The organism is Brevundimonas subvibrioides ATCC 15264 (assembly GCF_000144605.1).
GTDB lineage: Bacteria > Pseudomonadota > Alphaproteobacteria > Caulobacterales > Caulobacteraceae > Brevundimonas > Brevundimonas subvibrioides.
Genome location: NC_014375.1, coordinates 3,357,963 through 3,382,655, shown reverse-complemented (window position 1 = coordinate 3,382,655; position 24,693 = coordinate 3,357,963). Strand labels below are relative to the sequence as shown.

Genomic DNA, 24,693 nt, shown 5'->3' with positions numbered 1-24,693 from the left:
GATCAGGCGCCGCCGGCCGAATGGCGGGCCAGGTCGGCGTCCACCATTTCGCGGATCATCTCTTCCATGGTGGTCGTCGCTTCCCAGCCCAGGATGCGTTTCGCCTTGGAGGGATCACCCAGAAGCACGTCGACCTCCGCCGGGCGGAAGAACTGGGGATCGATCCGCAGGTAGTCCTCGGCCTTCAGGCCCACGTGGGCAAAGGCGACATTGACCATCTCGCGAACCGTGACGGTCCGGCCCGTGGCGACGACATAGTCGTCGGCCACATCGTGCTGCAGCATCATCCACATCCCGCGGACGTAGTCGCGCGCGTGGCCCCAGTCCCGCTTGGCGTCGATGTTGCCCATCGCCAGCTCGGTCGCCTTGCCGAGCTTGATCTGTGCGACCGCGTCGGTGACCTTGCGCGTCACGAACTCGAGGCCGCGCAGCGGCGACTCGTGATTGAACAGGATGCCCGAGCAGGCGAACATGCCGAAGCTTTCGCGGTAGTTCACCGTCATCCAGTGGCCCATCAGCTTGGCGACGGCATAGGGCGAGCGGGGATAGAAGGGCGTCTTCTCGCTCTGCATCGCTTCCTGGATCAGCCCGTACATTTCCGAGGACGAGGCCTGATAGAACCGGGCTTCCGGGGCTTCGAGGCGGACGGCCTCCAGCACATTGACGACGCCGACGCCGGTCGCCTGGGCCGTCAGAACCGGCTGCGCCCAAGACGTCTTCACGAAGGACTGGGCCGCCAGATTGTAGACCTCATCCGGCTTGTGCTCGCGCACGATGCGGCAGAGAACGCCGAGGTCCAGAAGGTCACCGTCGACCAGTTCGACCTGATCGGTAATCCCCAGCCAGTCGAGCCGGTGGGTCGCGACGCCATAGTGGCTGGATCGACGGACAACACCGACGACCTTGTAGCCCTTGGACAGCAGCAGCTGAGCCAGATACGCGCCGTCCTGACCCGTGATCCCGGTGATCACCGCGCACTTCTTCATCGTGTAAATCCCATTTGGCAGGAACAGGCGTCGCTGTTCGATCTGTCGTTGCGGTCCCGTATCGGCCCAGGATCGTAGTCCGTCGGATGGTGGGAACGTCCAATCTCCTAGGGTAACTCTGTCGGCCAAGGCAAGGATTTCTGTCGTGCAGCCCGTGTCGGAAAGCCTCGCCTTCCGCCGCACTCGCCGTCTCTGTCGTCTGGCGTACAAGCGCCGGTCACGCGGGAACGCGGCCCGGTCAGCTCGATGCCGCGACGGGCGTCAGGCTGTGCGCGACACCTTGGTCGACCGGATTCGCAGACTGCCGTCGAACATGGAGCGGTCCAGCCAGATGCGAAGCTCCGTCGTCGTCGGCCGGGTCCATGCCTTGGTCAGGGAGACGGAATAGACCCCGGCCGAAGACAGCCGCTGGGAGGTCTCGACGATGTCGGTCCCGTCTCCCCAGTCGAACCGCAACTGGGTGAAGGCCCGGTCCATCGAAAGCTCGAATACGATCTCCGCGGTCCAGGTGCCGGAACTCAGAAGCAGATACGGGCCATGCTGGATCAGACGGCGCTTGCCGGTCAGGTCCGTAAAACCGGGCTCGGGCCCGCTTTCCCAGTGAAACAGTTCGATTGGCCAGGTGGCGGTGGCCCCGATCGGGGGCGGCAGGCTGGCGTAGACCGCCAGGGGGTCGCCCACCGCGGTCGGCGACAGCGTCGCGGCCTCAGCCCGCCGGACCTCGCCCAGGCCCGGAAACGTCAGGCAATCCGCGTCCGCGTTCATGGGAACGGCATGGGTCGCCGCCTCCGCCGCCTGCGCGAACCACCATGCGACAGAGTTCAGGGCCGTCTTCTGATCGAGGTGATGAAGCTGGATGAGCGTGTCCACGGCAGCCTGGGGCGAACCCGCGAGGATGAAGGCCGTGGTGGCGTCGGCGGGTATCAGGCCGCCATCGACGCCCTGGATCAGGGCGTGAACCCCCTCGCGGAACGTCGGGACCTCGTCCGCCGTCAGGGAAAAGACGTCCCATCCCGCGCGCGTGGCGTCTTCCACGAGCGCAACCTGCCACGCCGACTGGGTCGGCGACGGCAGGTGGACGACGTACATCCGGATGGCCGCGGTCAAGCGGCCCTCAGCCAGGTGTAGATATCGATGGCTTCCTCGATGTCGTTGAACAGCTTGGCACGCCCGCTCTCGATGATCAGGGCGCGGTCGCAGTGCTGCGCGATCAGATGGGTGTCGTGGGACGCCATCATATAGGCGCGGTCGGCGCGGTGCTGGAACAGTTCTTCCTGGCACTTCTGCTGGAATCGGGCGTCGCCCACGGCGACGAGTTCGTCGATCAGATAGCAGTCGAACTCGATCGCCAGCGAAAGCCCGAAGGCCAGTCTGGCCCGCATGCCCGACGAATAGTGTTTCACGGGCATCTTGAGGGCCGCGCCGAGCTCGGCGAAATCGTCCACGCGGCGCAGCATCTCGCCAAAGTCCCGGCGATAGACCCGCGACAGGAATTTCATGTTGTCGATGCCGGTCAGGCTGCCCTGGAACGCGCCCCCGAACCCGATGGGCCAGGACGAGGTCATACTCCAGTTGATCGTCCCCTCGGTCGCCGGCAGCACGCCGCCCAGCATCTTGATCAGCGTGGACTTGCCCTGGCCGTTGCGGCCGAGAATGGCGAGCCGCCCATCGCGGGGCAGGTCGAAATTCAGGCCCGAGAAAAGCGGTCGCTTGGCCGTCCTGTAAGTCTTGCTGACGCCCTCGACGCGAAGACCGATGGCTTCGGCGTCCGCCATCAGTCCTGTCCGTGTTCGCGCACGCCGGCCCAGATCAGCCACCCGACGCCATACATCATGAGCGTGGTCAGAAGCACGGTCAGGACCGCCAGCAGCCGCTTGGGCTCCTCGGCGCTGTCAGGAAGGCTGGGGCTCACCACGCGGTCCAGATACAGGCGCTGGCGACGCGATTCCTGCTCGGCGCTGAGCAGGGCGCTGGTCGCCTGCGTCAGTTCCCGATCCGCCAGTTCGCGGGCGAGCACCAGATCCTCATAGGTGCCCACCTGTGACGCCAGGGAGCCGGAGGTCCCGGCGATCTTGGTCCGCTCGGCCGCAACCTGCCGCTGGTAGGCGGCGATGCGGCTGTCGACCGCCGCCAGCTGGGGGCTCTGCGGGGCCTGGCTGGCGATCTGCGAGCGCTCGGCCTGCAGGTTGGCGAGGGTTTCCAGCAGGGCCACGATGAGGGACGAGCTCTCGGTCGCCGCGCGGGTGGGATCGATGTACTGGCGGTTGTTGCGGAAGGCGGCCAAGGCCTGCTGCGCCTCGGACAGACGGTCCCGGGCCTGGCTCTGGGCCCGGAGGGCGTCCGTCACGGCATCCCTCGATGACCGTTCGTTGAGCCGGTTGACCAGGCGTTCGCCGCCCTGGAGGAGCGACTCGGTCAGCCGCTGCGCCTCCTGCGGGCTGAAGGCCTCCACGGCGAGGGTGCTGATGCCGGTCTGGGAGTCGTATCCCACCGTCACGAAGCGCTGGAACGCCTTGTAGAGCCCTTCTTCCGAGCTGGCTTCCCAGGGCCGCGGGTAGCGCGAGAAGACGTCGGCGCCGCGCGCCCCGAAGATCTCGCGCAGATTGCCCGTCTGATTGAGGTCGCGCAGGCCGTCACGCGAGTTGATGTATTCGTGCACGGTGAAGGCGTCCGTCGCACCGGAGGTGATGCCGACGCCCGACAGGGCGACGCCGAGGGCCGAGGGCTGCGTCTGCGTCGGCGCGCGCACCACGAAACGGGCCTCCGACACATAGCGGGGGCTCGCGATCAGGAAGTAGTAGATCGCCGCGATCAGGGTCGGCAGGACGACGACGACCAGGAAGGCCTTGGGGATCTTGTTCCACCACCGATCGTGAACGACCGCGCCCGGCAACGCCTTGGGCAGCGGTCCGAGGTAGTTCAGTTTGGTGTCGCTCATCGATGGGCCTTCGGCAGTGGTCGCGCGCGCACGGGGGTCACCCCGCGCCTATTCGACGTCTATTTGATCTCTGGATGTGGCCACAAGAAGCAGACCGACCAGATTGAGGACCATCCCGAACGACAGGGCGTAGAACCAGTCATAGTGGGTCTCGACGAAGGGACCAAATACGCCGGCCCTCAGCATTTCGACCGCGTGCGGGAAGGGGAGGTAGAGAATGATTTCCTGCGCCTTGGGCGGCAGCCAGGACACCATGAAGAAGGCCCCCGACAGGGGAATGAGGACGTAGGTCAGCAGGCCCACGATCCGCTCGACCGGTTCGAAACGGATCGCCAGACCCGTCATCAGCAGGGCCAGTCCCACCGACACCCAGGCCATCATGAGCCAGCCGCAATAGGCCAGCAGCAGGTTGGCCGGAACCTCGATCAGGCCCATCGCCAACAGGGCGATATAGACCAGGATGAAGGTCGCGGTCGTCCCGCCCAGCTCCAGCAGGTTCCGCGAGATCAGGATGTGCAGCGGCTTGACCTGGCGATGGTGCATCAGACCGATGTTCGCCTGGATCGCCGTGAAGCTGTAGGAGATCATGTGTCGAAGCAGGATGATGCACATGTATCCGGTGAGCGAGAACGCCTGCAGCCGGATGCCGTGCTCGAACGGCGGCTTGGTCAGGCTCCACAGGATCAGCACGCCGACGCAGAATGACATCGGCTCCAGCACGATCCACGCGAACCCCAGGCCGTCGCGGCCGTAGCGGGTCGTCATTTCACGGATCATCAGCGCGGAAATGATCCGCGTCTGCCGGGCCAGCCAGTTTTCGCGCTTCTGAGGCCTCGCAGGCGTCGAAGGCGCGTCACCTGCTTGCGTCATCACCATGGATCAATCCAACCCGTTCCACTGGTCGCCAGCGGCGGGGGGAACATAGCTTCCGCTTCCGGCTTGGCAAGCCACTCCACGTTGATGCCACGTGGCGTGCCCGATCGTCGCCGTGGCGTCGCCCGGCTCAGACCCAGTGGTCCTGGATCTGGGTCGGCAACCAGGGCAGGGCCGCGTCGTGGTGCGGCAGGGCCGGGCCATCGTGCCGGGTCGTGGCGTCCGCGTCCCAGGCCTGCAGGTCCGGGGTCTTGGACGCGGTCTCCTCGAGCGGCATGACCGGGGCACCGGACGGTCCGCCGTAGAAGGCGAAGTTGGCGGCGTTCAGTTGGCTGACGAAGACGTTGCTGAGCGTCAGGGACTGGGATCCGCTGATTGTGATGATGAGGTCGGTCCCCGACTGGGTCATGGCGGCCTGGACGGCGGCGAAGTTGGCGAACTGGCTCTGCGACAGCACGATCACCTCGCCGATGCTTGGAAAGAAGTCGGTGATCCGGTCATGCCCGCCGCCGGCCAGATGCCAGAACTGATCCACGCCCGCCCCGCCGGTCAGGATGTCGTTGCCGGCGTTGCCGTTCAGGATGTTGTTCAGCCCGTTGCCGACGATCGTGTCGTTGCCGGCCGAGCCCAGCCCGACCCGGCCCGACCCGACGAGGTAGAGCGCCTCCACGTTCAAGGACATCTGGTAGGTGTCGATGTAGGAATAGACCGTGTCGGTGCCTTCGCCGGCGGCCTCGTAGACGACATCGCCCGCCTCGGTGACCTCATAGGCGTCGTTGCCGAGCGAGCCGACCATGATGTCGTTGCCGGCCCCGCCGATCAGCACGTTGTTGCCGTCGTTGCCCACGATCATGTTGTTCAGCGCGTTGCCGGTGGCGTTCACGGCCGTGCCGACCAGACGCAGGTTCTCGACATTGGCCCCCAGCGTGTAGGTGACGTAGCTGAAGATGGTGTCGATGCCCTCGCCGGCGGCCTCGACCACGACGTCGCCGGCCTCGGTGACCTCGTAGGTGTCGTCGCCCGTGCCGCCGTAGAAGGTGTCGTTGCCGGCTCCGCCGACCAGCAGATTGTCCAGCCCGTTGCCGACCAGGGTGTTGTCGCCCGCATTGCCGTAGCCGGTCGTCGCCGACCCCACGAGGCGCAGTGATTCCGTGTTGGCGGCCAGGGTATAGCCGCTGGCATAGGCGAAGACGGTGTCGAAGCCCTCGCCGGCCCCTTCCTGGATGTTGTCGGCGACCTCGCTGACCTCATAGGTGTCGTCGCCGTCGCCGCCGACCATGATGTCCGCGCCGTCGCCCCCGACCAGGACGTCGATCCCGCCGTAGCCGAACAGCACATCGTTGCCGCCGTTGCCATAGAGGCTGTCATAGCCGTCGGCCCCGTTCAGGACCTCGCCGCCGCCGGTTCCGACCAGGGTCTGGCCGGTCGTCAGGACCACGACCTGGTCCGAGAACTGGATCCGCTCCACCCCGGCCAGTGTGATCGTCCGGCCCCCGCCGGTCACGGTGGTGATCCCGCTGTTGGTGGCGATCGTGAACCCGGCCCGCGCCCCGCCGATCACGGCCGTGTCGCTGCCGCCGCCGCCGATCAGCACGGCCGAGCCGCCGCCGACGGTCAGGGTGTTGTCCAGGGCGTTGCCGATGACGGTCCCGCCGTCCGCATTGGTCGACCCGTTCCGCGCCCGCCCGGCCAGCTCAAGCCGCTCGACATTGGCCGAGGCCGTATAGGTCTCCAGATAGGAATAGACGGTGTCCGTGCCCTCGCCGGCGGCCTCGACCACCACGTCGCCGGCCTCGGTCACCTCATAGAAATCGTCGCCCTGGCCGCCGACCATCCGGTCGACCCCGGCCCCGCCGACCAGCAGATTGGCCCCGGCATTGCCGATCAGGGTGTTGTTCCCGGCATTGCCGATGCCCGCCCGGGCCGACCCCACCAGCGCCAGCGTCTCGACATTGGCCGCCAGGGTGTAGCTGTCCAGATAGCTGTAGACGGTGTCGCTGCCCTCGCCCGCCTGCTCGGTCACGACATCCCCGGCCTCGGTCACCTCATAGGCGTCGTCGCCGAGACTCCCCACCAGCACGTCGTCGCCGCCCCCGCCGATCAGCGTGTCGTTGCCGCCGAAGCCGTTCAGCGTGTCGTTGCCGCCGAGACCGTAGATGGTGTCCCCGAACTGCGTGCCGTTCAGGGTTTCCCCGGCGGCGGTGCCCGAGATGGGCGCCACCTGTCCCAGCTGTACCGTCATGTCGATGAACTGGATGAACTCGACGTTCGTCAGGGTGTCCGTTTCGCCGGTGTTGTTGTTGCGGACGGTCGTGACGCCGTCGCTCGTCGTCACCGTGAACGGGAACGAGTATGAATTGTAGTAGACCGTGTCCACGCCGGCTCCGCCGTCGATCCGGTCGCTCGCGCTGCCGAACACGCTCGTGGCGGTAATGTTGCCGGCGACGTAGAGGATGCCCTGGTGGAAGCTGTCGTCGCCGTCCTCCCCGAACATCGACGCCCCCGTATTCACGATGGGCACGACCGCGTGGCCCGGGACCGACACATGCAGGGTGTAGGTCTGGCCGGACGGGATATCCCGTGTCGTCAGAGGTCCGTTCGAGACCCATTCCGAGACCTGCACATAGTAGATCCCGTTCGCCGGGATGGTGAAGGTCAGGGCCGAGTCGGTCGCATTGCCGGCGTCGCCGCTGGTCGCGCCGTCGTCGTTCTCGGCCAGGACATTGCCCGCGGCGTCGACGATGCGGATGACGCTGTCGAAGGTGGCGTTGTCGATGTCGATCGTGACGGAGGCGCCCGCGGTGGCGGAGAAGCTGTACCATTCCACGGTCCCGCCCGCCGTCGCCAGGACCGTGGCGTGGGGTGTGGTGCCCGCGCTCACGACGTCGCTGCGTGGCAGGATGTCGAACCCGCCGTCCAGAGAGACGGCGCTGTCGCGGCTGGTGTTGGCGGTGCCCTGGGCCTTCACGATGTCGGGCGCGCCCCCGGTCAGGCCGCCGACAGATCCATAGAACCGGTCGTTGCCGCCGCCACCGTACAGGGTGTCGACACCGCCGTTGCCGCTGAGGGCATTGTCGCCCCCGTCGCCGATCAGCGTGTCCGCGTAGGCCGAGCCGAGCAGGTCCTCGATGCCCGCCAGGGTGTCGTTGCCGGCTCCGCCCGTCGCGAGGCCCGTGGCCAGGCTGACGCTGACGCCCGAGCCGGCCGCACGATAGTCGGCGACATCGACGCCCGCGCCGCCGTCGAGCTGGTCGTTCCCGCGGCCGCCGGTCAGCACATCGGACCCGAGACCCCCGCTCAGGACGTCGTCACCCAGCCCGCCGTCCAGGAGGTCATTTCCGTCCAGCCCGTTGACGGTGTCATTGCCGCCTCCGCTCGTGATCGTGTCGGCGAAGTTCGTGCCATTGACGCTGTCGTTGGTCAGGTCGCCATACACCGTCACGCCGCCTGTCGGGCTGGTCGCGATGGCCATGTCCGTGAAGGCCAGGAATTCGACATTCCGGACCGTCGTGGTCTGGCCCGTCCCGATTGTCAAAACGCTACCGACCTGCCCATTCCAGCTGACGGAATAAGCTGACCGGGCTCCACCGAAGACCACGGTGTCCACGCCGAGGCCCCCGTCGATCGTGTCGGACCCGCCGCCGCCGTCGATCCGGTTGTTGGCCGAGTTGCCGTAGATCGTGTCGTTCCCCGAGCCGCCGATCGCGTTCTCGATGGCCGCGCCCGCGGCGATGGCGACATTGCCGATCAGGCCACCGACGTTCGAGAAGGCTCCCTGCCGAAGATCGATGACCTGACTTTGGTTGAACCCGGAGAAATCGAGCGTATCGATGCCGCCGGCATCCCAGATCGCGAAGATCAGGCTGCTGGACGACGAGGTTGCGCTGAACCAGGCGCGGTCCGCGGTGGAATTGAAGCCATAGGTCGTATCGCCCGTCCGCGTGGACATGTTGGCACCGTACAGGCGCTGGGCGGCGGCGATGTCGTCCAGCAGCGGGACGGCTGAATACTGGGCGTTCCCCCGACGGAAATTCGCGCCCGTGTTGCTCTCCGAGAAGTAGCTCATGACAGTGTACTGTCGCGAGTCCTCGTAATAGGTGGCGTCATTGCCGTAGGTGATCGACACACCCTCGGATGCGTTATAGGCCGCCGGATGGCTCAGGCCGATCGCATGACCGACCTCGTGCGTCAGGGTGTGCTGGCCATAGGCCAGCAGGGTCAGACTGGAGTTTGACGTCAGGCTGGCGTTCACCCACACATCGCCGGTCACCGATGTCGTGGATCGGTTGCCGGGCTGATAGGCGAAGGCGCCGGCCCCTTCTTCGCCGCTGGAATAGTTGCCGAACAGCATCGTGGCGTTGTTCGAATAGCCGCCGCCGTCGTCGACGCGCGTGAAGGTGATGTTGGCGACATCCGACCAGGCCTGGAGCGCCAGCAGGGTCGCCGAGACCTGTGCCGTGGTGAACTGGCTGAACCCTGCCGTGTCGGTCGGCATGGTGGTCGGCGCGGTGCTGCGGAAGGCATAGGTCACTGTCGTGGCCGTGCCGAGGCTCGGGGCCCAGCTCAGCCCCGTCCGGGTCAGCTGGCCGGCCGCGTCGGTGAGCGTCAGCGAGGGCTTTCCAGCCGTGTTGCCGCCGCCGGGCCCGCCGCGGTCATCGCCGTTCAGGAAGGCCAGGGGGCCGAAATCGGTACTGTCGAAGTTCGAATGCGACTGGCCGCAGCCGGGGCAGGGCGACGACCATGCGCCCTCGGTAAAGTTGGCGAGGCCGGGGGATCCTGCCGTCTCGCCGGCCGGCGGGCCCGAACCTTCACCGCTGACCACGAGGTCCGGAAAACTCCGGGCGACACCACGATCCAACATGCTTTTGACCCTTAGACAACGCCCTCGGGTTGCACCCTATCCTCCCTGTCTCGCAGGACAAGCAGCGATCTGACTTTTCGACCTAGTCCAGATCCAGGGCCTCGACGCCGTCCAGCGCCAGCGCGGCCGAGGTATCGCAGACCTGCTGGAAGGCGGCCATGATGTGATAGAAGGAACTGGCCGGCGAAGGCTCGTCGAGGAACTCGCCATCCGGCAGTCGCTTGTCGTGCCACAGGCCGTCGGGCTTCAGGTACAGCCACAGCGCGCGCTGGGCCGCGGCCGCATCGGCCAGAAGATCAGCGCGGTCACGCTCGGATGCGCCCTCGGCAAGGATCAGCGATGCCTTGAGCCATTCCGTCTGCGGCCACAACCGGGACCGGGCGCTGCGGATGGTCAGGTCGTCATTCAGACCGTCGAGTGCGGACGGCGGGCGTCCGCCCAGTCCGAGCCGACCACGCGCATAGAGGGTCCTGGCGGCGGCAACGGCGCGGTCATCCCCGCGGCTGCGTCCGTAACGCGTCAGCAGCCAGGACCACTCGAACTGGTGTCCGGGCTCGACCAGGCGACCGTCTTCGCCGGCCGCCGGTGCCCAGTCCGCGCCGAAGAACTCGCGCAGGAAGCCGCCGTCGCGGTCGATGAAGACGTCAAGGGCGAGGGCCACGATCCGATCGGCGAAACGTCCCCACGCGGGATCGCTGCTGAGCGCTTCCCACGCCAGGCAGGCCTCCAGCAGATGCATGTGCGCATTGGACTGGAAGGGGTGGTCGCCCGCCTCCTCGATGGCTCCGTTCGGGAGCGCGCGCGCCACCAGGGCGTCACGCAGGACGACGGCCCGCTCTTCCAGGTCGGACGGTCCGACACCCGCCTTGCGGGCCGCCGCCATGGCGAACAGCACGAAGGCCTGGTCGTAGACCATGGCGGTCTCGTCCAGCGGACGTCCGTCCGCCGTCAAAAGGGTTCGTGCCTGGCCGTCCGGTCCGAGATAGGCCTGAAGCAGACGCTCCAGACCGGCCGAAACGATCTGGCTGGAGGGGCCCGCCCAGCCCAGAAGACCGGCCTGGGCATAGACGTAGATCTGGCGGGTCTGGACGCGGGCCCGCCGGGGACTGGCGACCGGCCGCCCGGATTGGCTGAGGGCCTCGGCGAAGCCGCCGTGGCTGTCCATGCCGAGGGTCGACCAGGTCGGCAGGGCTCTCAGACGGAGCCAGTCGGCGAAGCGGCGGGCCCCCGCCTCGAGCGGTTCGGGCGTCGTGCGCGCGAAATCGAGATGGTTGGGCGAGGTGGTTCTGATGCGGTCGACGATCCGCTTGACGCCTTGCGACTTCGACAGATCGCACACCAGGACCGCATCGGCCTCGACGATGATGGCGATATCGTTGACCCCCAGCGCGGCGACCAGAACGCCGTCGGGTGCCCGCGCGAGGCAACGTTCTGCTTCCTCAAAGATGTGGATGCCGGTGTTGCCGACGCCACTTGCGGCAATGGAGTCCCACGCCCCGAGATCCGACCAGCCGAACGAGACCTCCAGCACCGAGGCGAGATGGGTCTTTTCCATCACCGCGTAGTCGATCGAGATTTTCGGCGCATCGGTGAACGCAGGGCCGAAGGTCTGGATCGCACTGTCGTTTACCGGGGGCAGGGCGGCCACGGCGGCCTCCTGCACGGCGGGGGCGTACCGGGCCAGTTCGTCGCCCAGGGTCCGTGCGCTGACGATGAAGTTGCCGCTGTTCCAGAGGTAGCCGGCCTGCATGTAGAGCAGCGCCGTCTCCGCGTCGGGCTTCTCGCAGAAGGTCTCGATCTCGGACAATCCCGGGCCGGTGGGCTTGATGTAGCCGTAGGCCGAGGAGGCCTCGGTCGGCTTGATCCCCAGGGTGACGATCCGGCCGGCGCGCGCGCCCTGGACCGCGTCGAGGATCGAGCGACGAAAGCCCTCGTCGTCGGGGATGTAGTGGTCGGATGCAACGAACGCGAGAATCCCGTCCGGATCGTTGCGCGCCACCCATGCTGCGGCTGCGGCCATGGCCGCGGCCGAATCCCGGGCTTCAGGTTCCAGCAGCACCTGGGCCGACGTATCGATTTCAGCCAGTTGGGCATCGATCACGTCGCGGTGGCCCTGACCGGCGACGACGAGGAGCTTGCCTTCGTTTTCGACCAGTCTGGCGACCCGTATCACGGTGTCCTGGAACAGCGAGCGGTTCCCGGCGAGGCGGATGAACTGCTTCGGTCGTGACGGCCGCGACGCGGGCCAGAGGCGCGTGCCGGAGCCGCCACAAAGGATAACGGGATAGAGGGCCATGCGGCCGTTTAGACATAATGCCGCGCCTCATGGAAGCGCAAATCCCGCCTTTTCAGGCAACGCTTAAAGGTTCAGTGAACGTTGTTCGGGATTATGTCGATGACGTGACACAGGCCTCTACTGTTCCGACCCGCTCCGCCATAGACCGCTTGTCAGGGGTTCGATCATATATTGAAGGGCCGTCCGCTTTCGCAGAAGAACCACGACCTCCACAGGCATGCCGGGGCGAATGCTCTGGGCGGACGCGCCGAGCTTGACCAGCTCGCCCGGCGGGATGACGACCTCCGCCCGATAGTAGGTCCGGCCTGATTTCTCGTCGGTGAAACTGTCGGGGGACAGCCGTGTGACCGTGCCGTGCAACAACGGCGTGGACTGCTCGCGCAGTCCCGGGAATTTGACCTCGGTCGACAGTCCCAGCCGCAGGTTGTCGATGTCCGACGGGTTGATTGAAGCGATGATCACCTGGGAGGCATTCTCGGGCACGATGTCCATCAAGGTCTGGCCCGGCGTGATCACCCCGCCCACGGTGAAGGTGGTCACCCCCACCACTTCGCCGGTCGCGGGGGCCCGGACGCGCGATCGCGCGATCTGCGCCCTCAGCTCCGCCAGGCGCGGGCGCAATTCGTTGAGCGAGACCTCCGCCTGTCGCAGCTGGTCGGCGACGTCCTCCTCCATCGTGGTGGAGACGCCCAGCATCTGCAGGCGCGTCTGCCCGACGGCTTCGTTGGTTCCCGCGACCTGGGCGCGGAGCGAGCCCAGCTCTCCGTCCAGCGCGACCGCGGTGCGCTCCAGCGCCATGACGCGCGTCTGGGGCGCGAACCCTCGCGCTGCGAGGCTGCGCACGCCGTCCAATTCGCGCTCGATCAGCTGCCGCTGCGCCACATTGGATTCGATCTGCCGCTGCAGCCCCTCGACCTGCTGGTTCAGCTGTCCGATCCGCTGGGTCAGAACGCCTGTCTCGGTCGATCGGCCGTTTCGACGCGCCATGAACTGGAGCCTCTGAAGGCGCATGGCATCCTGCGCCAGCGCCAGATCAGGCCCCGTGTAGCCGGCGAACTCGGCGGGCGTCGTGATCGACGCCAGTCCATCCCGTTCGGCGATCAGCCGGGCCCGCTGCGCCAGCAGCGAAACGACCTGTCCGGTGACGCCCCGCTCGGTCGCCTGAAGTTCGCCGGTCGCAAGCTCGACGAGCACCTGCCCGCGGCGAACGCGGTCGCCCTCGGCGACGTGCAGCGCGCTGACGACCCCGCCCTGCTGATGCTGGACGGCCTGCCGGTTTCCCGAAACCGCAACCTGTCCCGCGGCGTAGGCACCCGCATCGAGCGGCGCGATGGCGGCCCAGCCCAGAAACAGGACGAAGAACACGCCGATGACCGCCATGCCGGCGCGCATGTCGGTCGATGGCGAATCGGACACCGGAACCGCGTCCGGCGGGAGGGGGGGAGCATCTGTCATTGCGGGCGGGTCAACACTTGGGGAGAGGTGCTCCTCAGGCGCGCCAGAACCTCCTCCCGCTTGCCTTCCATCGTGATCGTCCCGTCAGCCATGGTGGCCAGTCGGTCGACGCGGGACAGGACCCCGGCGCGGTGCGCCACAAGGACCACCGCGGCACCCCGGGCAGCGGCCGACAGGATTGCGGTCATGAGGGAGGCCTCGCCCTCCTGATCGAGGTTGGAGTTCGGTTCATCCAGCACAAGCAGCACGGGATCCCCGTAGAGGGCGCGGGCGAGGGCGATCCGCTGGGCCTGTCCGGCCGAAACGCCGGATCCCATCGCCCCCAGTTGAGTATCATAGCCCTGGGGCAGGCGCTGGATGAGGTCGTGGGCCCCGGCAGCCTTGGCCGCCGCGACCGCCTTGAGGTCAATGTCGCCCGATCCGCTCCCGAGCGAGGCCGAAAAACGCGAGATATTGTCCTTGATCGAGCCTGCCAGAAGACTGGGTACCTGGGGCAGATAGCCGATGTGACTGGCCAGATCGTCTGAGGACCGGGCCAGATAGTCCGCACCGTCAAGGCGGATGGTGCCCAAGGTCGGGGCCAGCCCGCCTGCGAGAACCCGGGCCAGCGTCGTCTTGCCGGATCCGCTGGGACCGACGACTCCCAGGGTCTGGCCCGGGTTCAGCGACAGGGAGATCTGGCGGAGCTGCGGGGCATCCGTACCCGGCAGCTGGACCGTCACGTCCTCGACCTGCAGCTTGCCCTTGGGGACCGGAAGCGCCGTCCGTGCCCGATCGATGCCCGAGGTTGATGTGAACAGTTCGACAAGGGCGAGCCAGCTGGACCGCGCCTGATTCAGACTGGGCCAGGCACCGACCAGCATTTCGATCGGAGCCACGGTGCGGCTCAAAAGCACCGAGGCCGCGATGATCGAGCCCGGGGAGATCTGACCCTTGACGGCGAGAAAGGCGGCGAGCCCCAGCGAGCCGGACTGCATGACCAGCCGCAGGAACTTGATCGCACCGGAATATTTGCCACCGTTCAGTTGGGCGTCAGCATAGTGCGCCACCCCGCTCGCGCGCTCGGTGATCTGTCGGTTGACGCTGGCCTGCCGCATGCCCAGCGCACGCACGACCTCGCTCTGGGCGATAATGCCTTCCTGGGCCGCGTAGGCGGTGGCCGTGGAGTGGATGGCGCGCTTCAGCCTTGGGCGGCTGTCGCGCTCGTTGAGCACCGCCAGTGCGAACAGCAGGCCGCCTCCGACCAGCGTCAGGACGCCGATCGCCGGGTGAACCAGAAAGCAGCACACCAGATAAAGCGGCGTCCATGGGGCATCCAGCAGGGCCAGGATGCCCTGGCCCGACACGGCTGACCTGACCGTATCGAACTCGCGCATTGCCTGGGTTGCCGCGCGCGGAGTCCGGATTTCCACAAGCCTCGTCAGGATGACCGGCGCCAGAAGCCGGTCGAGCCGCAGGCTGGCGCGCAGCAACAGGCGCGCGCGCAGCCAGTCCAGCAGCGCCAGGGTTCCCAGGGCGAACACCGCCACCACAGAGATCAGCAAGAGCGTCAGCAACCCGCCGGTCGGAACCACGCGGTCGTACACCTGCATCATGTAGAGGGTCGGGGCCAGATACAGCAGATTGGCCAGCGCGCTGAAGACCAGGGCGCCGATCAGGTGCTGACGACAGGCGCGAAAGGCCTCGGCCAGCGGCTCGGTGCCCGGCTGTCTGGGAAGCAGGTGGCTGAACACGCGGAACGGACTCCTTCCATGTCACTCTAGCCGCTCGGCGCGTTCTCTTAAAGGTGGTGGCACGCCGGTCCCGCTTTCGCTATCAGTCACGGACGGTTGTGACCGCTGAACGCGTCGGGTCACGGAGATGAAGGACGAGGCATGACGTTGGCTTCAGCCCTCCCCCTCGCGGTGTGGCTTTGCACCGTGCCCGTCCTCACCAGCGCCTGTCATTCCAAGGAGCGGCCAGCCGTGTCACCTGCCGAGACACCCGCGCCATCAGGCGATATCGAGGCCGTGATCGGCCTGTGGACCTTCTCGTCCGCCGATGGATCGGGCGACTGCACCCTGGCCCTGAACCGGCAGGCCGCATCTGGCGGCTATGGTGTGCACGTCGAGCGATGCGCCCTGACCGGAATGGCGGCGGCCACGCACTGGAGCCCGACCCCCCGGGGCTTCGAGCTCCGGAACGCCGGGAACACGGTGATCCTCGAATTCCGCCAGACCGACGTCGATGCCTTCGTCGCCGTCGACGGCAGCCTGCGGGTCGAACGCGCGCGATCGGCCTGAGTCAGACCCGGGCTGTCGGGGCCAGGCGAAGCCCCAGTCGGGTATAGAGATCCGTCAGGCGCGCTTCATAGGCTTCCGGAGAGAACAGCAGGGCCTGGGCGCTGCCCCGCTCGACCATGGCGTCACGCAGGTCATCGTCCTGGTCCAGGGCCAGGATGCCCTTGCGGATGCTGTTGACGTCATAGGGATCCACCAGGATGGCGGCACCGCCGGCGACCTCGGGCAGCGAACCGGCGGTCGAGGTCAGGACGGCGGTGCCCATGCTCATGGCCTCCAGCACCGGCAGGCCGAATCCCTCGTACAGGGAGGGGAAGAGCAGGGCCTTGGCCCCCCGCACCAGGCTGGCCAGCAGACCGGCGGGCAGATACTTCAGCTTGGTGATCCGTCCGCCCGCCGCGCCCTCGCCGGCGCGCACCTGGTCCAGCAGCGCCGTTTCAGGCTCGAACAGCCAGCCGTCTCCGCCGGCGATCACCAGCGGTGTCGTCACGCCCGACGCCAGATAGGCTTCCACCGTCCGGCCCAGGTTCTTGCGCGGCTCGATCGTGCCGTAGTGGAGGAAATAGCCTTTCCACGGCAGTCCGAAGGCCCCCTCGATTTCCCGGGCGATCTCGTCGTCGGACCGCTCCATGTGGCCCGGCGGCAGCTGCACGGCGTGGTAGGTATTGGTGATGCGATCCGGCGAGACGCCGATCATCTCGACGATGTCGGTCTTCGCCGAGTCCGAGCCCACGATGATGTGGTCCGCCCGGTCGGCGATGGCGCGGCAGATCGCCAGGTAATGCTCCTTGTTGCTCAGCGACAGCTGCGGCAGCCGCAGCGGGATGAGGTCATGCATCGTATACAGGTTCAGCGCATCGCGACCGTGCAGCGGCATGATCGCCGTCCAGTGACACACGTCCGGCCTCGGAATATCGCTGTCGGGCCTGAAGCGGATGTCCGTCAGCCGACCCGTCTTCACAAAGGCACGATGGGCCGTCCGGAACACGTCCTGGCTCGCCCAGTAGGAGTCGGTGGCCGGCGGGGCGGCACCGTCCCGGGGCCAGATCACCTGGCCGGGCCGGACGGGCACAGCCGGCAGGCCCCACCGGGCCCGGGTCGTCCGGACGAAACGCTTGAGCGCCGTCGGACGCCCCGCCGTCTTGTCGGGGTTGGCCAGGGCGATCTCGTTGATCAGCGGGTCCGGGCTGACGGGCGTGGGCGGGCCGTACAGGACCTGGGTCCCGACGCCCATGCGGGACAGGGTCGTCAGCAGGTTCCGTCCGTATGTCGCAATCCCGGATCCTTGCGTCAGGGACAGGTCGCGGCCATCCACACAGGCGATGGTCTCGGGCATCAAGCGTGGATCCGCACAGTTTCAGGTCGGCCGCTTTTAGACGCGCGATCCGTAATCACAAGGCGGCGGCAAGTCTGGTCCGGAATGGCCGGCGGACCTCAGTCGGTCCGGCCGTCCACCGGAAAGCTCACGGCCGCCACCTGGGCGCTCTCGAAATCCGGTGGCCGGCCGATATCCAGCCAGTATTCGTGCATCGGATAGGCGCAGACGGTCTCGCCGTCACCGACCAGGGCGGACAGAAGCTCGGGCATGTCATAGGGACCGTCGGCCGGGATGCGCGACAGCAGCGATCCGTCCAGGCAATAGATCCCGGCGTTGGCCTGCCAGCGGAACGTCGGCTTTTCGCGCAAGGACGTCAGGCGTACGCCTTCGATCTCCGCCACGCCGTGCGGGGCCTGGAACTGGTGTTCCCGCACGCACAGGGTCGCGCTCGCGCCGTGTTCAAGGTGGAAGTCGATCAGGTCGCCGAAGGCCAGACGAGTCAGCACGTCGCCGTTCAGGACCACGACCGGTGCCGTAACCGGTTCGCGCAGCAGCGACAGCGCGCCGGCCGTCCCCCTCGGATGATCCTCGCGCAGATAGTCGATCTCCACGCCCATGGCCGATCCGTCGCCGAAATGGTCGGTGATCACCTCGGCCAGATAGTTCACCGCCAGGCGGAACCGGCTGAACCCCTGGTCTCTCAACCGTTCGATGATGCTCTCCAGCAGCGGCCGTCCCGCGACCTTCAGCATCGGCTTGGGGCAGGTCTGGGTCAGGGGAGCCAGGCGCACGCCGCGCCCGCCGGCCATGATGACCACCAGATTGTCCCGCGCCTTCGTGGCGATCGCGGCGTCGGGATACAGGCCCACGACCCGGCCGCCCCCGTCCAGCAGGGGGGCCAGGGAGACGCCCCGCTCGGACAGGCGAACCATCGCCTCCGCTTCGGGTCCTGCCACGCGGACCGCCACCGGGTCGCGGTTCATGACGGCGCTGACGGGGGCCTGCATCTCGAGGCGACGCATCAGGCCGCGCCGGATGTCCCCGTCCGACACCGTGCCGAGCAGGCGACGGTCCGCGTCGACCACGACGATCAGCTTGCGCCGCACGGCATCCATCCGCTCGATCGCGTCCAGCAGACTGGCGTCGGGCGGCAGCAGATTGCCGGCGATGGGATCGGCGCGGCTCACACCGCATACTCCTCGGGCCGGTAGAGCCCCGGATGGTCGCGGATGAAGGCCACGACCCGGGCGAGGCCCTCCTCGACACTGACCCGGGGCTGCCACCCGAGACGCTGCCGGGCCAGGGAGGCGTCCGCGATCAGGCGTTCGACCTCGCTGGCGGCGGGACGAAGGCGCTGCGGATCGATCTCGACGCTGACCGGCAGGCCGGCCGCCGCCCCGATCAGGGCGGGCAGGTCGCCGATCGCGATCTCCCGGCCGCCGCCGAAGTGGATCGTCAGACCCTCGATGCCGGAAGCCGTCGCCGCGCGGACGAAGGCGTCGACCGTGTCGTCGACGAAGACGAAGTCGCGCGTCGGCCGGGTGTCGCCCATCCGGATCGTGCGCCCGGCCAGCAGCTGCATGGTGATCGAGGGAATCACCGCCCGCGCGCTCTGGCGCGGGCCGAAGGTGTTGAAGGGCCGCAACGTCACGACCGGCGTCCCGAACGACCGGTGATAGCTTTCGGCCAGCTTGTCGGCCCCGATCTTGGACGCGGAGTAGGGCGACTGGCCTACCAGCGGATGCGCCTCCGTCATCGGCACGGTCTGGGCCGAGCCATAGACCTCGCTCGTCGAGGTGTGGATCAGACGGCCGACCGAGAGTTCCCGCACGGCCTGAAGCACGTTCAGCGTGCCCAGGATATTGGTGCGGACATAGCTCTCCGGGGCCTCGTACGAATAGGGAATGGCGATCAGGGCCCCGAGGTGAAACACCACGTCCCGGTCACGAACGGCCGCGAAGACACTGTCCCGGTCGGCCAGATCCCCCCTGACGACGGCGATGTCCTTGCGGATCGGCGAGCGGTCCAGCCAGCCGGCGTCCCCGTCCGACGTATATCGGACCAGCGCCCGCACCTCGGCCCCGTCCGCGACCAGCCGTTCGCACAGCCGGCTGCCGATGAAACCACCGGCCCCCGTCACCAGCACCCGCTGTCCCGCCAGCGACGCCGTCGTCCGGTCGCCCTCCATGTCCTGATCCACCCGTTCAGCGCTCCCTGACGACGCACGCGCCGGCGCGGGCATGATCCCCCGCCCATGGTTAACCGCCCGTAAGGCTCGCGCGTGCCACAAGGAGATGCTCCGAGGGAGGAACGGGATGATCGACGGACGGCGCGTGCTCGGCATCGTTCCCGCGCGGGCGGGCTCGCAGGGGCTGCCGGGCAAGAACCTGCGATCTCTGGCCGGACGTCCCATGACGGCCTGGACGCTGGACGCCGGGCTGGCCTCGGAAACCCTGGATCATCTGGTCGTCAGCACCGACGATCCCGGCGTGGCCGAGCTGGCGCAGCGGGCCGGGGTCCCGGTGGTGGATCGACCGCCAGGTCTGGCCGGGCCGCAGGCTTCGGTGATGGATGCGATCGCCCATGTGCTGCAGACGCTCGACCAGGACTGGGACTATGTCGTCCTGCTGCAGCCGACCTCGCCCTTGCGGACGCAGGTCGATATCGATGCGGCCGTCGCCCTGTGCCACGATCGCGACGCGCCCGCGGTGATCGGCGTCTCCCCGATGCTGAAACCGGCGTCCTTCTACGGACAGGTCGATCCTGACGGCACCTTCCACCGGGCGGCAGCCGCGACGGGGGAGAGGGTGGTGGTCAACGGAGCCCTCTACGTCGGCCGACCGGACAGCATGCTGGCGACCCGCGGGTTCGTGGGTCCGGGCACCCTGGCCTACCTGATGCGACCCGAATGCGGCTGGGATGTCGACACCGCCTTCGACTTCGCCGTCTGCGAGGCGCTCTGGCCCCATGTCCGTGGCGAGTCATCCCGACCGCTGGACAGCGTCCGCCGCTGACGTCAGCGCATCGGCAGGTCGATGAACGGCTTGCGCGCCAGACCGGCGAAGTCCGTCGTCTCCAGAATGTCCACGATCCGCTGGCCGGCATGGCCATCGCCGAACATCGGCGGCTGGGCCTTCGCCATCCGGCGAAAGTCCGGATCCAGGGCCCGGCGCAGGGCGCTCGCGATCGCGTCCGGTGACAGCGCGCAATCGATCACCGAGGGGGCGCGCAGCCGCCCCTCCTGACGATCGCCGACATTGACCGTCGGAACACCCGCCGCCGGGGCCTCGATCATGCCGCTGGACGAGTTTCCGACGACGGCGGCACAGGCGGTCAGGGCCGCCGCGTAGCCCTTCGCGCCGAGAGACGCGACCAGTCTCACCCGATCCGGCGCCCGGGCGGCGAACCGCTCCAGCGCGGCCCGGACCGTGCCGGAGCCGACATCCGCATTGGGCAGGGTGATCAACAGGGTCCGGTCGCCGGCCCCCTCCAGACCGGCGATGAAGGCGGCGACCTGGTCCCCGGCCGGCGTCGCGGCCAGGGTTTCGGGATGAAAGGTCGCGAGAACGAAGCCCTCGGGCAGGTCCAGCCCGGTGATCGCCGAGGCCTCGGCCGCCGTCTTGCGACCGAAGGCTTCAAGATTGTCGACGCCGGTGGAGCCGACGGTGAAAACCCGCTCCGGGGCCTCTCCCATCTGCAGCAGGCGCTGGCGATAGGGCTCGGCCCCCGTGAAATGCAGCGCCGCCAGTTTGGAGATCGCGTGGCGGATGGCGTCGTCGACGGCCCCGGCGGTCCGGTGGCCGCCCTCCAGATGCACGATCGGCAGGGCCAGCGGAACGGCCGCCGCCGCCGCCGCCAGGGCTTCGGTCCGGTCGCCCAGGATGATGACCGCCTCCAGCTCCAGCGTGCGGTAGGCCTCGGCCGCGCCCGCCAGCACGGCCGCCATGTCGGCGGCGACCGAGCGACCGCTGTCGTCCGCCAGTAGCACCGGCACGCAGGCCGACGGCGTTCGTCCATCCGCCTCGATCTCGGTCAGGGTGCCGCCATGGCGATCCGACAGGTGCGTTCCCGACACGATGAGCCGGGGTGTCAGGGTGGCCGACCGGTCGAGGGCGGCGAGAAGCGGCCGCAACAGCCCGTACTCAGCCCGCGTGGCGGTAAAGACGCCGACGGACCGCTTCGACCTCACCATGAAGCGTATCCGGCCGCGTTCGGCCTCACAAAGCGTTCGACGGCGGCGCGCCTGTCCACGCCGTCCCTCTTCGCCCGGCTTCCAGGGGTGTCGTCCATGCGGCTGCGACATTACAACGGTTCTGGCGGTGAGACCACGGTCTCTGCGTCGATCAATCCGGCCGTTCCTCGGGATTTCTCCTGTAGCTTCAACGTCACGGTCGGTCCTTTGCCGTGCTCGGGGGCACTGGGGGTATCGACCTCCAGCAGCAACGCTGTTATGACCCGCGCTGGCGGTGAGACCGCCGCATGAATCAATTATGGCTGCGGAGGGCTCACACCCATGCGTTTCAAGACTTTGTTCCTGGCTTCCAGCGCGGCGGCGGCACTTGCCCTGTCGGCTGGTGCTGCATCGGCTGAGCCGGACGGCTGGTACGGTGCGGTAGACGCCGGTTACCAGATCATCGACGACATCAACGCCGAGTCTTCGGTGACGGGTCAGAACTTCAATTTTGAAGTGAACGACGGCTGGGCTGCGTTTGCGCGCTTGGGCTACCGTTTCGACGCCAACTGGCGCGTCGAGCTGGAGGGCGGCTATCGCTCGGGCGACATCGGCACGGTTCGCGCCGTGTCGGGCACGAACGGCATCTGCAACTTCACGCCGGCCACGGGTCCCTGCTTCTCCCCGGAAGGCGACATCGAATCCACCACGCTGATGGCCAATGTCATCTATGACATCGGTGGCGAGTACTGGGGCGTTCGTCCGTTCGTGGGTCTGGGCGTCGGTGTGAACCGCGTCGCCGCTGACTTCGCCGGCCGTTACCGCCAGGGCGCCGGCTCGATCGTGGCCGACGACTCGTCGACCAAGTTCGCCGCCCAGGCCATCGCCGGCCTGAGCTACGCTGTCGGCGACCGCGCCAACATCGACCTGACCTACCGTTACCTGACGGGCGATGCCGAGTTCGACACCGTGTCGGCTCCGGTCACGCGCAACCAGGGCACGTTCGAAGGCGACTACGACCAGTCGCACACCGTGACGCTGGGCCTGCGCTATGCGTTCGGTGCCGACGAAGCGCCGATGGCACCTCCGCCCCCGCCGCCCCCGCCCCCGCCGCCTCCTCCGCCCCCGCCGCCGCCTCCCCCGCCTCCGCCGGCTCCGGCCCCGACGGCGCGTGAGTTCGTGGTGTACTTCGACTGGGATCGCTCGGACCTGACGGCGGAAGCCCGCTCGGTCGTGACGCAAGCCGCCACCTACGCCAAGTCGGGTCGTCCGACGCGCGTTCTGGTCGTCGGTTATGCCGATACGTCCGGCTCGGCCGCCTACAACGTGGGCCTGTCGAACCGTCGTGCCCGCACCGTGGCTGACGCCCTGGTGTCCAACGGCGTCAACGGCGGCGTGATCGCTCTCGACGGCAAGGGTGAAACCAACCTGGCCCGTCCGACCGCCGACGGCGTTCGCGAGCCTCTGAACCGTCGCGCCACCATCGGCATCAACTTCTAAGAACCGCTTCCACGGCCCGGCCCGGATCTCACGATCCGGGTCCGGTGCCCGGTGAACGGTCGCCGATGCGACGAAACACTTGACCGCCGGGCCTCGCGAGGGGCCCGGCGGTTTTGTTTGCGCTCAAGCCGCGAGGCTCCGCGCGCCGAGCGGTAGCGCTCTCCAGCGACACCGTCCGGGGGCTGACGATATGTGTCGAACAACCCACGATTATCCGGCGGTTCTGTGAAACGGGTCGTTTCCGATCGCTTTTCCGGACAAGCCGGTTGATCCCGGCGGATCACGGCGCGACAAGGAGACCCATGTCAAAGCGCTGCGCCTCGACGATCGTCTCTCCGACCGAAGCCGCCTTCGCCGTCCGTGCGAGCCACGCCTGAGCATGGCCGATGTCCGCATTCCCGCGCGCCGGCCGCGTCCGCCCGTCGATCGCCGCGTCGTGGCGGACCGTCGCGTGGCCAACGACACCACCCCCGTCCTGACGCCGGTTGCGCCCCCGATCGCGCTGGACCCGGCCCACGCCCCTCTGCAACACTCCCGCGCTCAGGCAGCGAGCGACCGCGTCGCGAGCGGTAGCGCCCTGCATCCTGCGAGCGACAGCGCCCTGCCGCTGGAAGGCCGCCACTTCCTGATCGTGACCGCGCCGTTCGGCCCGTTCGGCCGGGTGCTGGCGGCCGAGCTGGAGGCCAGGGGCGCCCGGGTCCGGCGCATGATCTTCAACATCGGCGACCTGGTCTACTGGCGTCGCCCCGGCGGCCTGACCTTCGACGGCGACGTGCGCGACTGGCCCGCCCGGCTGGCCGGACTGGTGACCGCCCACGGCCTGACCGACCTGGTCGTGTTCGGCGAGGGCGGCCCCTACAACCAGGCCGTCCTGACCCAGGCCGACGCCCTCAAGGCTTTGGCGGTCGACGCTTCCTCTGATTCTTCCCCCGCCCAGGCAGCGAGGCTCCGCGAGCCGGGCGTTGGCGGTGCGGCGACCCAGGAACGCGCTCAAGCAGCGAGCGCCCGCGGCGCGAGCGGTAGCGCCCTTAGAATCTGGGTCCTCGAGAACGGTTACTTCCGGCCGGACTGGATCACGGTCGAGCAGGACGGGGTCAACGCCCGCTCCGGTCTGGCGCGCGCGCGGGCGGCCTATGACCCGCCCATCCCCGAGATCGTGCCGGCCCGGCCCGTCGGACGCGCCCTGCCGCACCATGTGGCCAACATCAGCCTGTATCACTTCCTGCAGTTCCTGGTCCGGCCGTTCGCCTTCCGCCGCTATGCCCAGCCCTATACGACCCCGGCCTGGCTGCAGTGCGCCAGCCATATCCGGCGCTACTTCGGCCTGATGCTGCGGTCCTCCCAGGAGGCCGACGCCGGGGTCATCCGCGCGCGCGGGCCCTTCTTCATCGCCTGCCTGCAGCGCGAGGGCGACGCCCAGCTGCTGCGCTACTCCCACTATGCCGACAACACCGCCTTCCTGGCCGAGGTCCTGACCTCGTTCGCGAAACACGCCCCCGACGGCACCCGGCTGGTGGTCAAGAACCATCCGCTGGATCCCGGCCTGGTCGACCTGCGCCGCATGACCCGGGTCCTGGCCATCGAACGCGGCATCGCCGACCGGGTCGACTTCATCGACGGCGGCAACCTGGCCCAGCTGTGCCGCGCCTCCGCCGGCATGGTGGTCAACAACTCCTCGGCCGCCCTGTCGGCCCTGGGCTTCAAGACCCCCGTCAAGGTCCTCGGCGAGGCCTTCTTCGACTTCGACGGCCTCACCGACCAGCAGACCATCGACGCCTTCTGGACCCGCCCCCGGACCCCAGACCCCGACCTGTTCGTCCGCTTCCGCGCCCACGTCATCGACCAGACACAGGTCAACGGAAACTACCACGAACCCAAGGCCCTCAAACCCACCGCAAAAGCCGTCGCAACACGCTTCGAAACCGCTGGGTAGCTCAGCGTCAGGCGTCGGAAGCGAACGCGGCGATGTATCCCGTGGCGGATGCGGTGCGTATCTGGTTCGTTCCCGAGTTCCTC

The 24,693-nt window shown here is 67.9% G+C and carries 17 protein-coding genes; 4 read left to right on the top strand and 13 right to left on the bottom strand.

All coding sequences use genetic code 11. The features are described 5' to 3' along the window. Nucleotides 1–2 precede the first annotated feature (2 nt). The 9 genes from gmd to BRESU_RS16320 form a co-directional block, all read right to left on the bottom strand. Complete coding sequence (gmd, locus tag BRESU_RS16360; protein ID WP_013270684.1) at nt 3–986, bottom strand: GDP-mannose 4,6-dehydratase; 984 nt, start codon at nt 984–986, stop codon at nt 3–5. Nucleotides 987–1,247: 261 nt separating this feature from the next. After that, nucleotides 1,248–2,093, bottom strand: coding sequence for a hypothetical protein (locus BRESU_RS16355; RefSeq protein ID WP_013270683.1), 846 nt, complete (start codon nt 2,091–2,093; stop codon nt 1,248–1,250). After that, on the bottom strand, nt 2,090–2,761 hold the full coding sequence (locus BRESU_RS16350; RefSeq protein ID WP_013270682.1) for an ABC transporter ATP-binding protein: 672 nt from the start codon (nt 2,759–2,761) through the stop codon (nt 2,090–2,092). Before BRESU_RS16350 ends, BRESU_RS16355 begins: the two co-directional genes overlap by 4 nt. Then, entirely contained in the window at nt 2,761–3,924 is a 1,164-nt protein-coding gene (locus tag BRESU_RS16345) for a KpsE/RkpR family capsule polysaccharide export protein (protein ID WP_013270681.1), read from the bottom strand. Before BRESU_RS16345 ends, BRESU_RS16350 begins: the two co-directional genes overlap by 1 nt. Before the next feature lie 48 nt (nt 3,925–3,972). Beyond that, complete coding sequence (locus tag BRESU_RS16340) at nt 3,973–4,701, bottom strand: ABC transporter permease (protein WP_156796199.1); 729 nt, start codon at nt 4,699–4,701, stop codon at nt 3,973–3,975. Between the two features lie 226 nt (nt 4,702–4,927). After that, entirely contained in the window at nt 4,928–9,658 is a 4,731-nt protein-coding gene (locus tag BRESU_RS17010; RefSeq protein ID WP_013270679.1) for a M10 family metallopeptidase C-terminal domain-containing protein, read from the bottom strand. 82 nt (nt 9,659–9,740) lie between these two features. Next, complete coding sequence (locus BRESU_RS16330) at nt 9,741–11,954, bottom strand: AGE family epimerase/isomerase (protein ID WP_013270678.1); 2,214 nt, start codon at nt 11,952–11,954, stop codon at nt 9,741–9,743. Between the two features lie 117 nt (nt 11,955–12,071). Further along, the gene (locus tag BRESU_RS16325; protein WP_245528576.1) at nt 12,072–13,370 is read right to left on the bottom strand and encodes an HlyD family type I secretion periplasmic adaptor subunit; all 1,299 of its coding nucleotides are present in this window, start codon (nt 13,368–13,370) and stop codon (nt 12,072–12,074) included. Between the two features lie 35 nt (nt 13,371–13,405). Next, nucleotides 13,406–15,142 (bottom strand): type I secretion system permease/ATPase, encoded by a 1,737-nt coding sequence (locus BRESU_RS16320; RefSeq protein WP_013270676.1) that lies wholly within the window; start codon nt 15,140–15,142, stop codon nt 13,406–13,408. 231 nt (nt 15,143–15,373) lie between these two features. Here BRESU_RS16320 and BRESU_RS16315 point away from each other — a divergent pair, with 231 nt between their 5' ends. Then, complete coding sequence (locus BRESU_RS16315; RefSeq protein ID WP_013270675.1) at nt 15,374–15,691, top strand: AprI/Inh family metalloprotease inhibitor; 318 nt, start codon at nt 15,374–15,376, stop codon at nt 15,689–15,691. A 1-nt stretch (nt 15,692) separates the two neighbouring features. Here BRESU_RS16315 and BRESU_RS16310 read toward each other — a convergent pair whose 3' ends face one another. The 3 genes from BRESU_RS16310 to BRESU_RS16300 all read right to left on the bottom strand — a co-directional run bounded on the left by BRESU_RS16310 (nt 15,693) and on the right by BRESU_RS16300 (nt 19,206). Then, the gene (locus tag BRESU_RS16310; protein WP_013270674.1) at nt 15,693–17,024 is read right to left on the bottom strand and encodes a glycosyltransferase family 4 protein; all 1,332 of its coding nucleotides are present in this window, start codon (nt 17,022–17,024) and stop codon (nt 15,693–15,695) included. Nucleotides 17,025–17,122: 98 nt separating this feature from the next. Then, a complete protein-coding gene (locus BRESU_RS16305) occupies nt 17,123–18,193 on the bottom strand; it encodes a nucleotidyltransferase family protein (protein ID WP_013270673.1) in 1,071 nt (356 codons plus the stop codon). After that, the gene (locus tag BRESU_RS16300; RefSeq protein WP_218915395.1) at nt 18,190–19,206 is read right to left on the bottom strand and encodes an SDR family NAD(P)-dependent oxidoreductase; all 1,017 of its coding nucleotides are present in this window, start codon (nt 19,204–19,206) and stop codon (nt 18,190–18,192) included. The genes BRESU_RS16305 and BRESU_RS16300 overlap by 4 nt, the downstream gene beginning before the upstream one ends. Nucleotides 19,207–19,321: 115 nt before the next feature. On the opposite strand from BRESU_RS16300, the gene BRESU_RS16295 reads away from it, so the two are divergent. Next, nucleotides 19,322–20,020, top strand: a complete 699-nt coding sequence (locus BRESU_RS16295; RefSeq protein ID WP_013270671.1) for an acylneuraminate cytidylyltransferase family protein — start codon at nt 19,322–19,324, stop codon at nt 20,018–20,020. A 2-nt stretch (nt 20,021–20,022) separates the two neighbouring features. On the opposite strand, the gene neuC is transcribed toward BRESU_RS16295, so the two are convergent. Continuing rightward, entirely contained in the window at nt 20,023–21,198 is a 1,176-nt protein-coding gene (neuC, locus tag BRESU_RS16290; protein WP_013270670.1) for a UDP-N-acetylglucosamine 2-epimerase, read from the bottom strand. Between the two features lie 321 nt (nt 21,199–21,519). Between neuC and BRESU_RS16285 the strand changes: the two genes are divergently transcribed. Further along, nucleotides 21,520–22,677 (top strand): OmpA family protein, encoded by a 1,158-nt coding sequence (locus BRESU_RS16285; RefSeq protein WP_013270669.1) that lies wholly within the window; start codon nt 21,520–21,522, stop codon nt 22,675–22,677. Between the two features lie 379 nt (nt 22,678–23,056). Continuing rightward, nucleotides 23,057–24,610: a capsule biosynthesis protein gene (locus BRESU_RS16280; protein WP_013270668.1), complete on the top strand. Its 1,554-nt coding sequence runs from the start codon at nt 23,057–23,059 to the stop codon at nt 24,608–24,610. Nucleotides 24,611–24,693: the final 83 nt, after the last annotated feature.

Coding starts and splice junctions, on each gene's coding strand:
- BRESU_RS16310 (WP_013270674.1), bottom strand. CDS start 17,024: ATGCCCGAGACCATCGCCTGTGTGGATGGCCGCGACCTGTCCCTGACG.
- gmd (WP_013270684.1), bottom strand. CDS start 986: ATGAAGAAGTGCGCGGTGATCACCGGGATCACGGGTCAGGACGGCGCG.
- BRESU_RS16340 (WP_156796199.1), bottom strand. CDS start 4,701: ATGATCCGTGAAATGACGACCCGCTACGGCCGCGACGGCCTGGGGTTC.
- BRESU_RS16350 (WP_013270682.1), bottom strand. CDS start 2,761: ATGGCGGACGCCGAAGCCATCGGTCTTCGCGTCGAGGGCGTCAGCAAG.
- BRESU_RS16280 (WP_013270668.1), top strand. CDS start 23,057: ATGGCCGATGTCCGCATTCCCGCGCGCCGGCCGCGTCCGCCCGTCGAT.
- neuC (WP_013270670.1), bottom strand. CDS start 21,198: ATGGTGAGGTCGAAGCGGTCCGTCGGCGTCTTTACCGCCACGCGGGCT.
- BRESU_RS16330 (WP_013270678.1), bottom strand. CDS start 11,954: ATGGCCCTCTATCCCGTTATCCTTTGTGGCGGCTCCGGCACGCGCCTC.
- BRESU_RS16295 (WP_013270671.1), top strand. CDS start 19,322: ATGATCGACGGACGGCGCGTGCTCGGCATCGTTCCCGCGCGGGCGGGC.
- BRESU_RS17010 (WP_013270679.1), bottom strand. CDS start 9,658: ATGTTGGATCGTGGTGTCGCCCGGAGTTTTCCGGACCTCGTGGTCAGC.
- BRESU_RS16285 (WP_013270669.1), top strand. CDS start 21,520: ATGCGTTTCAAGACTTTGTTCCTGGCTTCCAGCGCGGCGGCGGCACTT.
- BRESU_RS16345 (WP_013270681.1), bottom strand. CDS start 3,924: ATGAGCGACACCAAACTGAACTACCTCGGACCGCTGCCCAAGGCGTTG.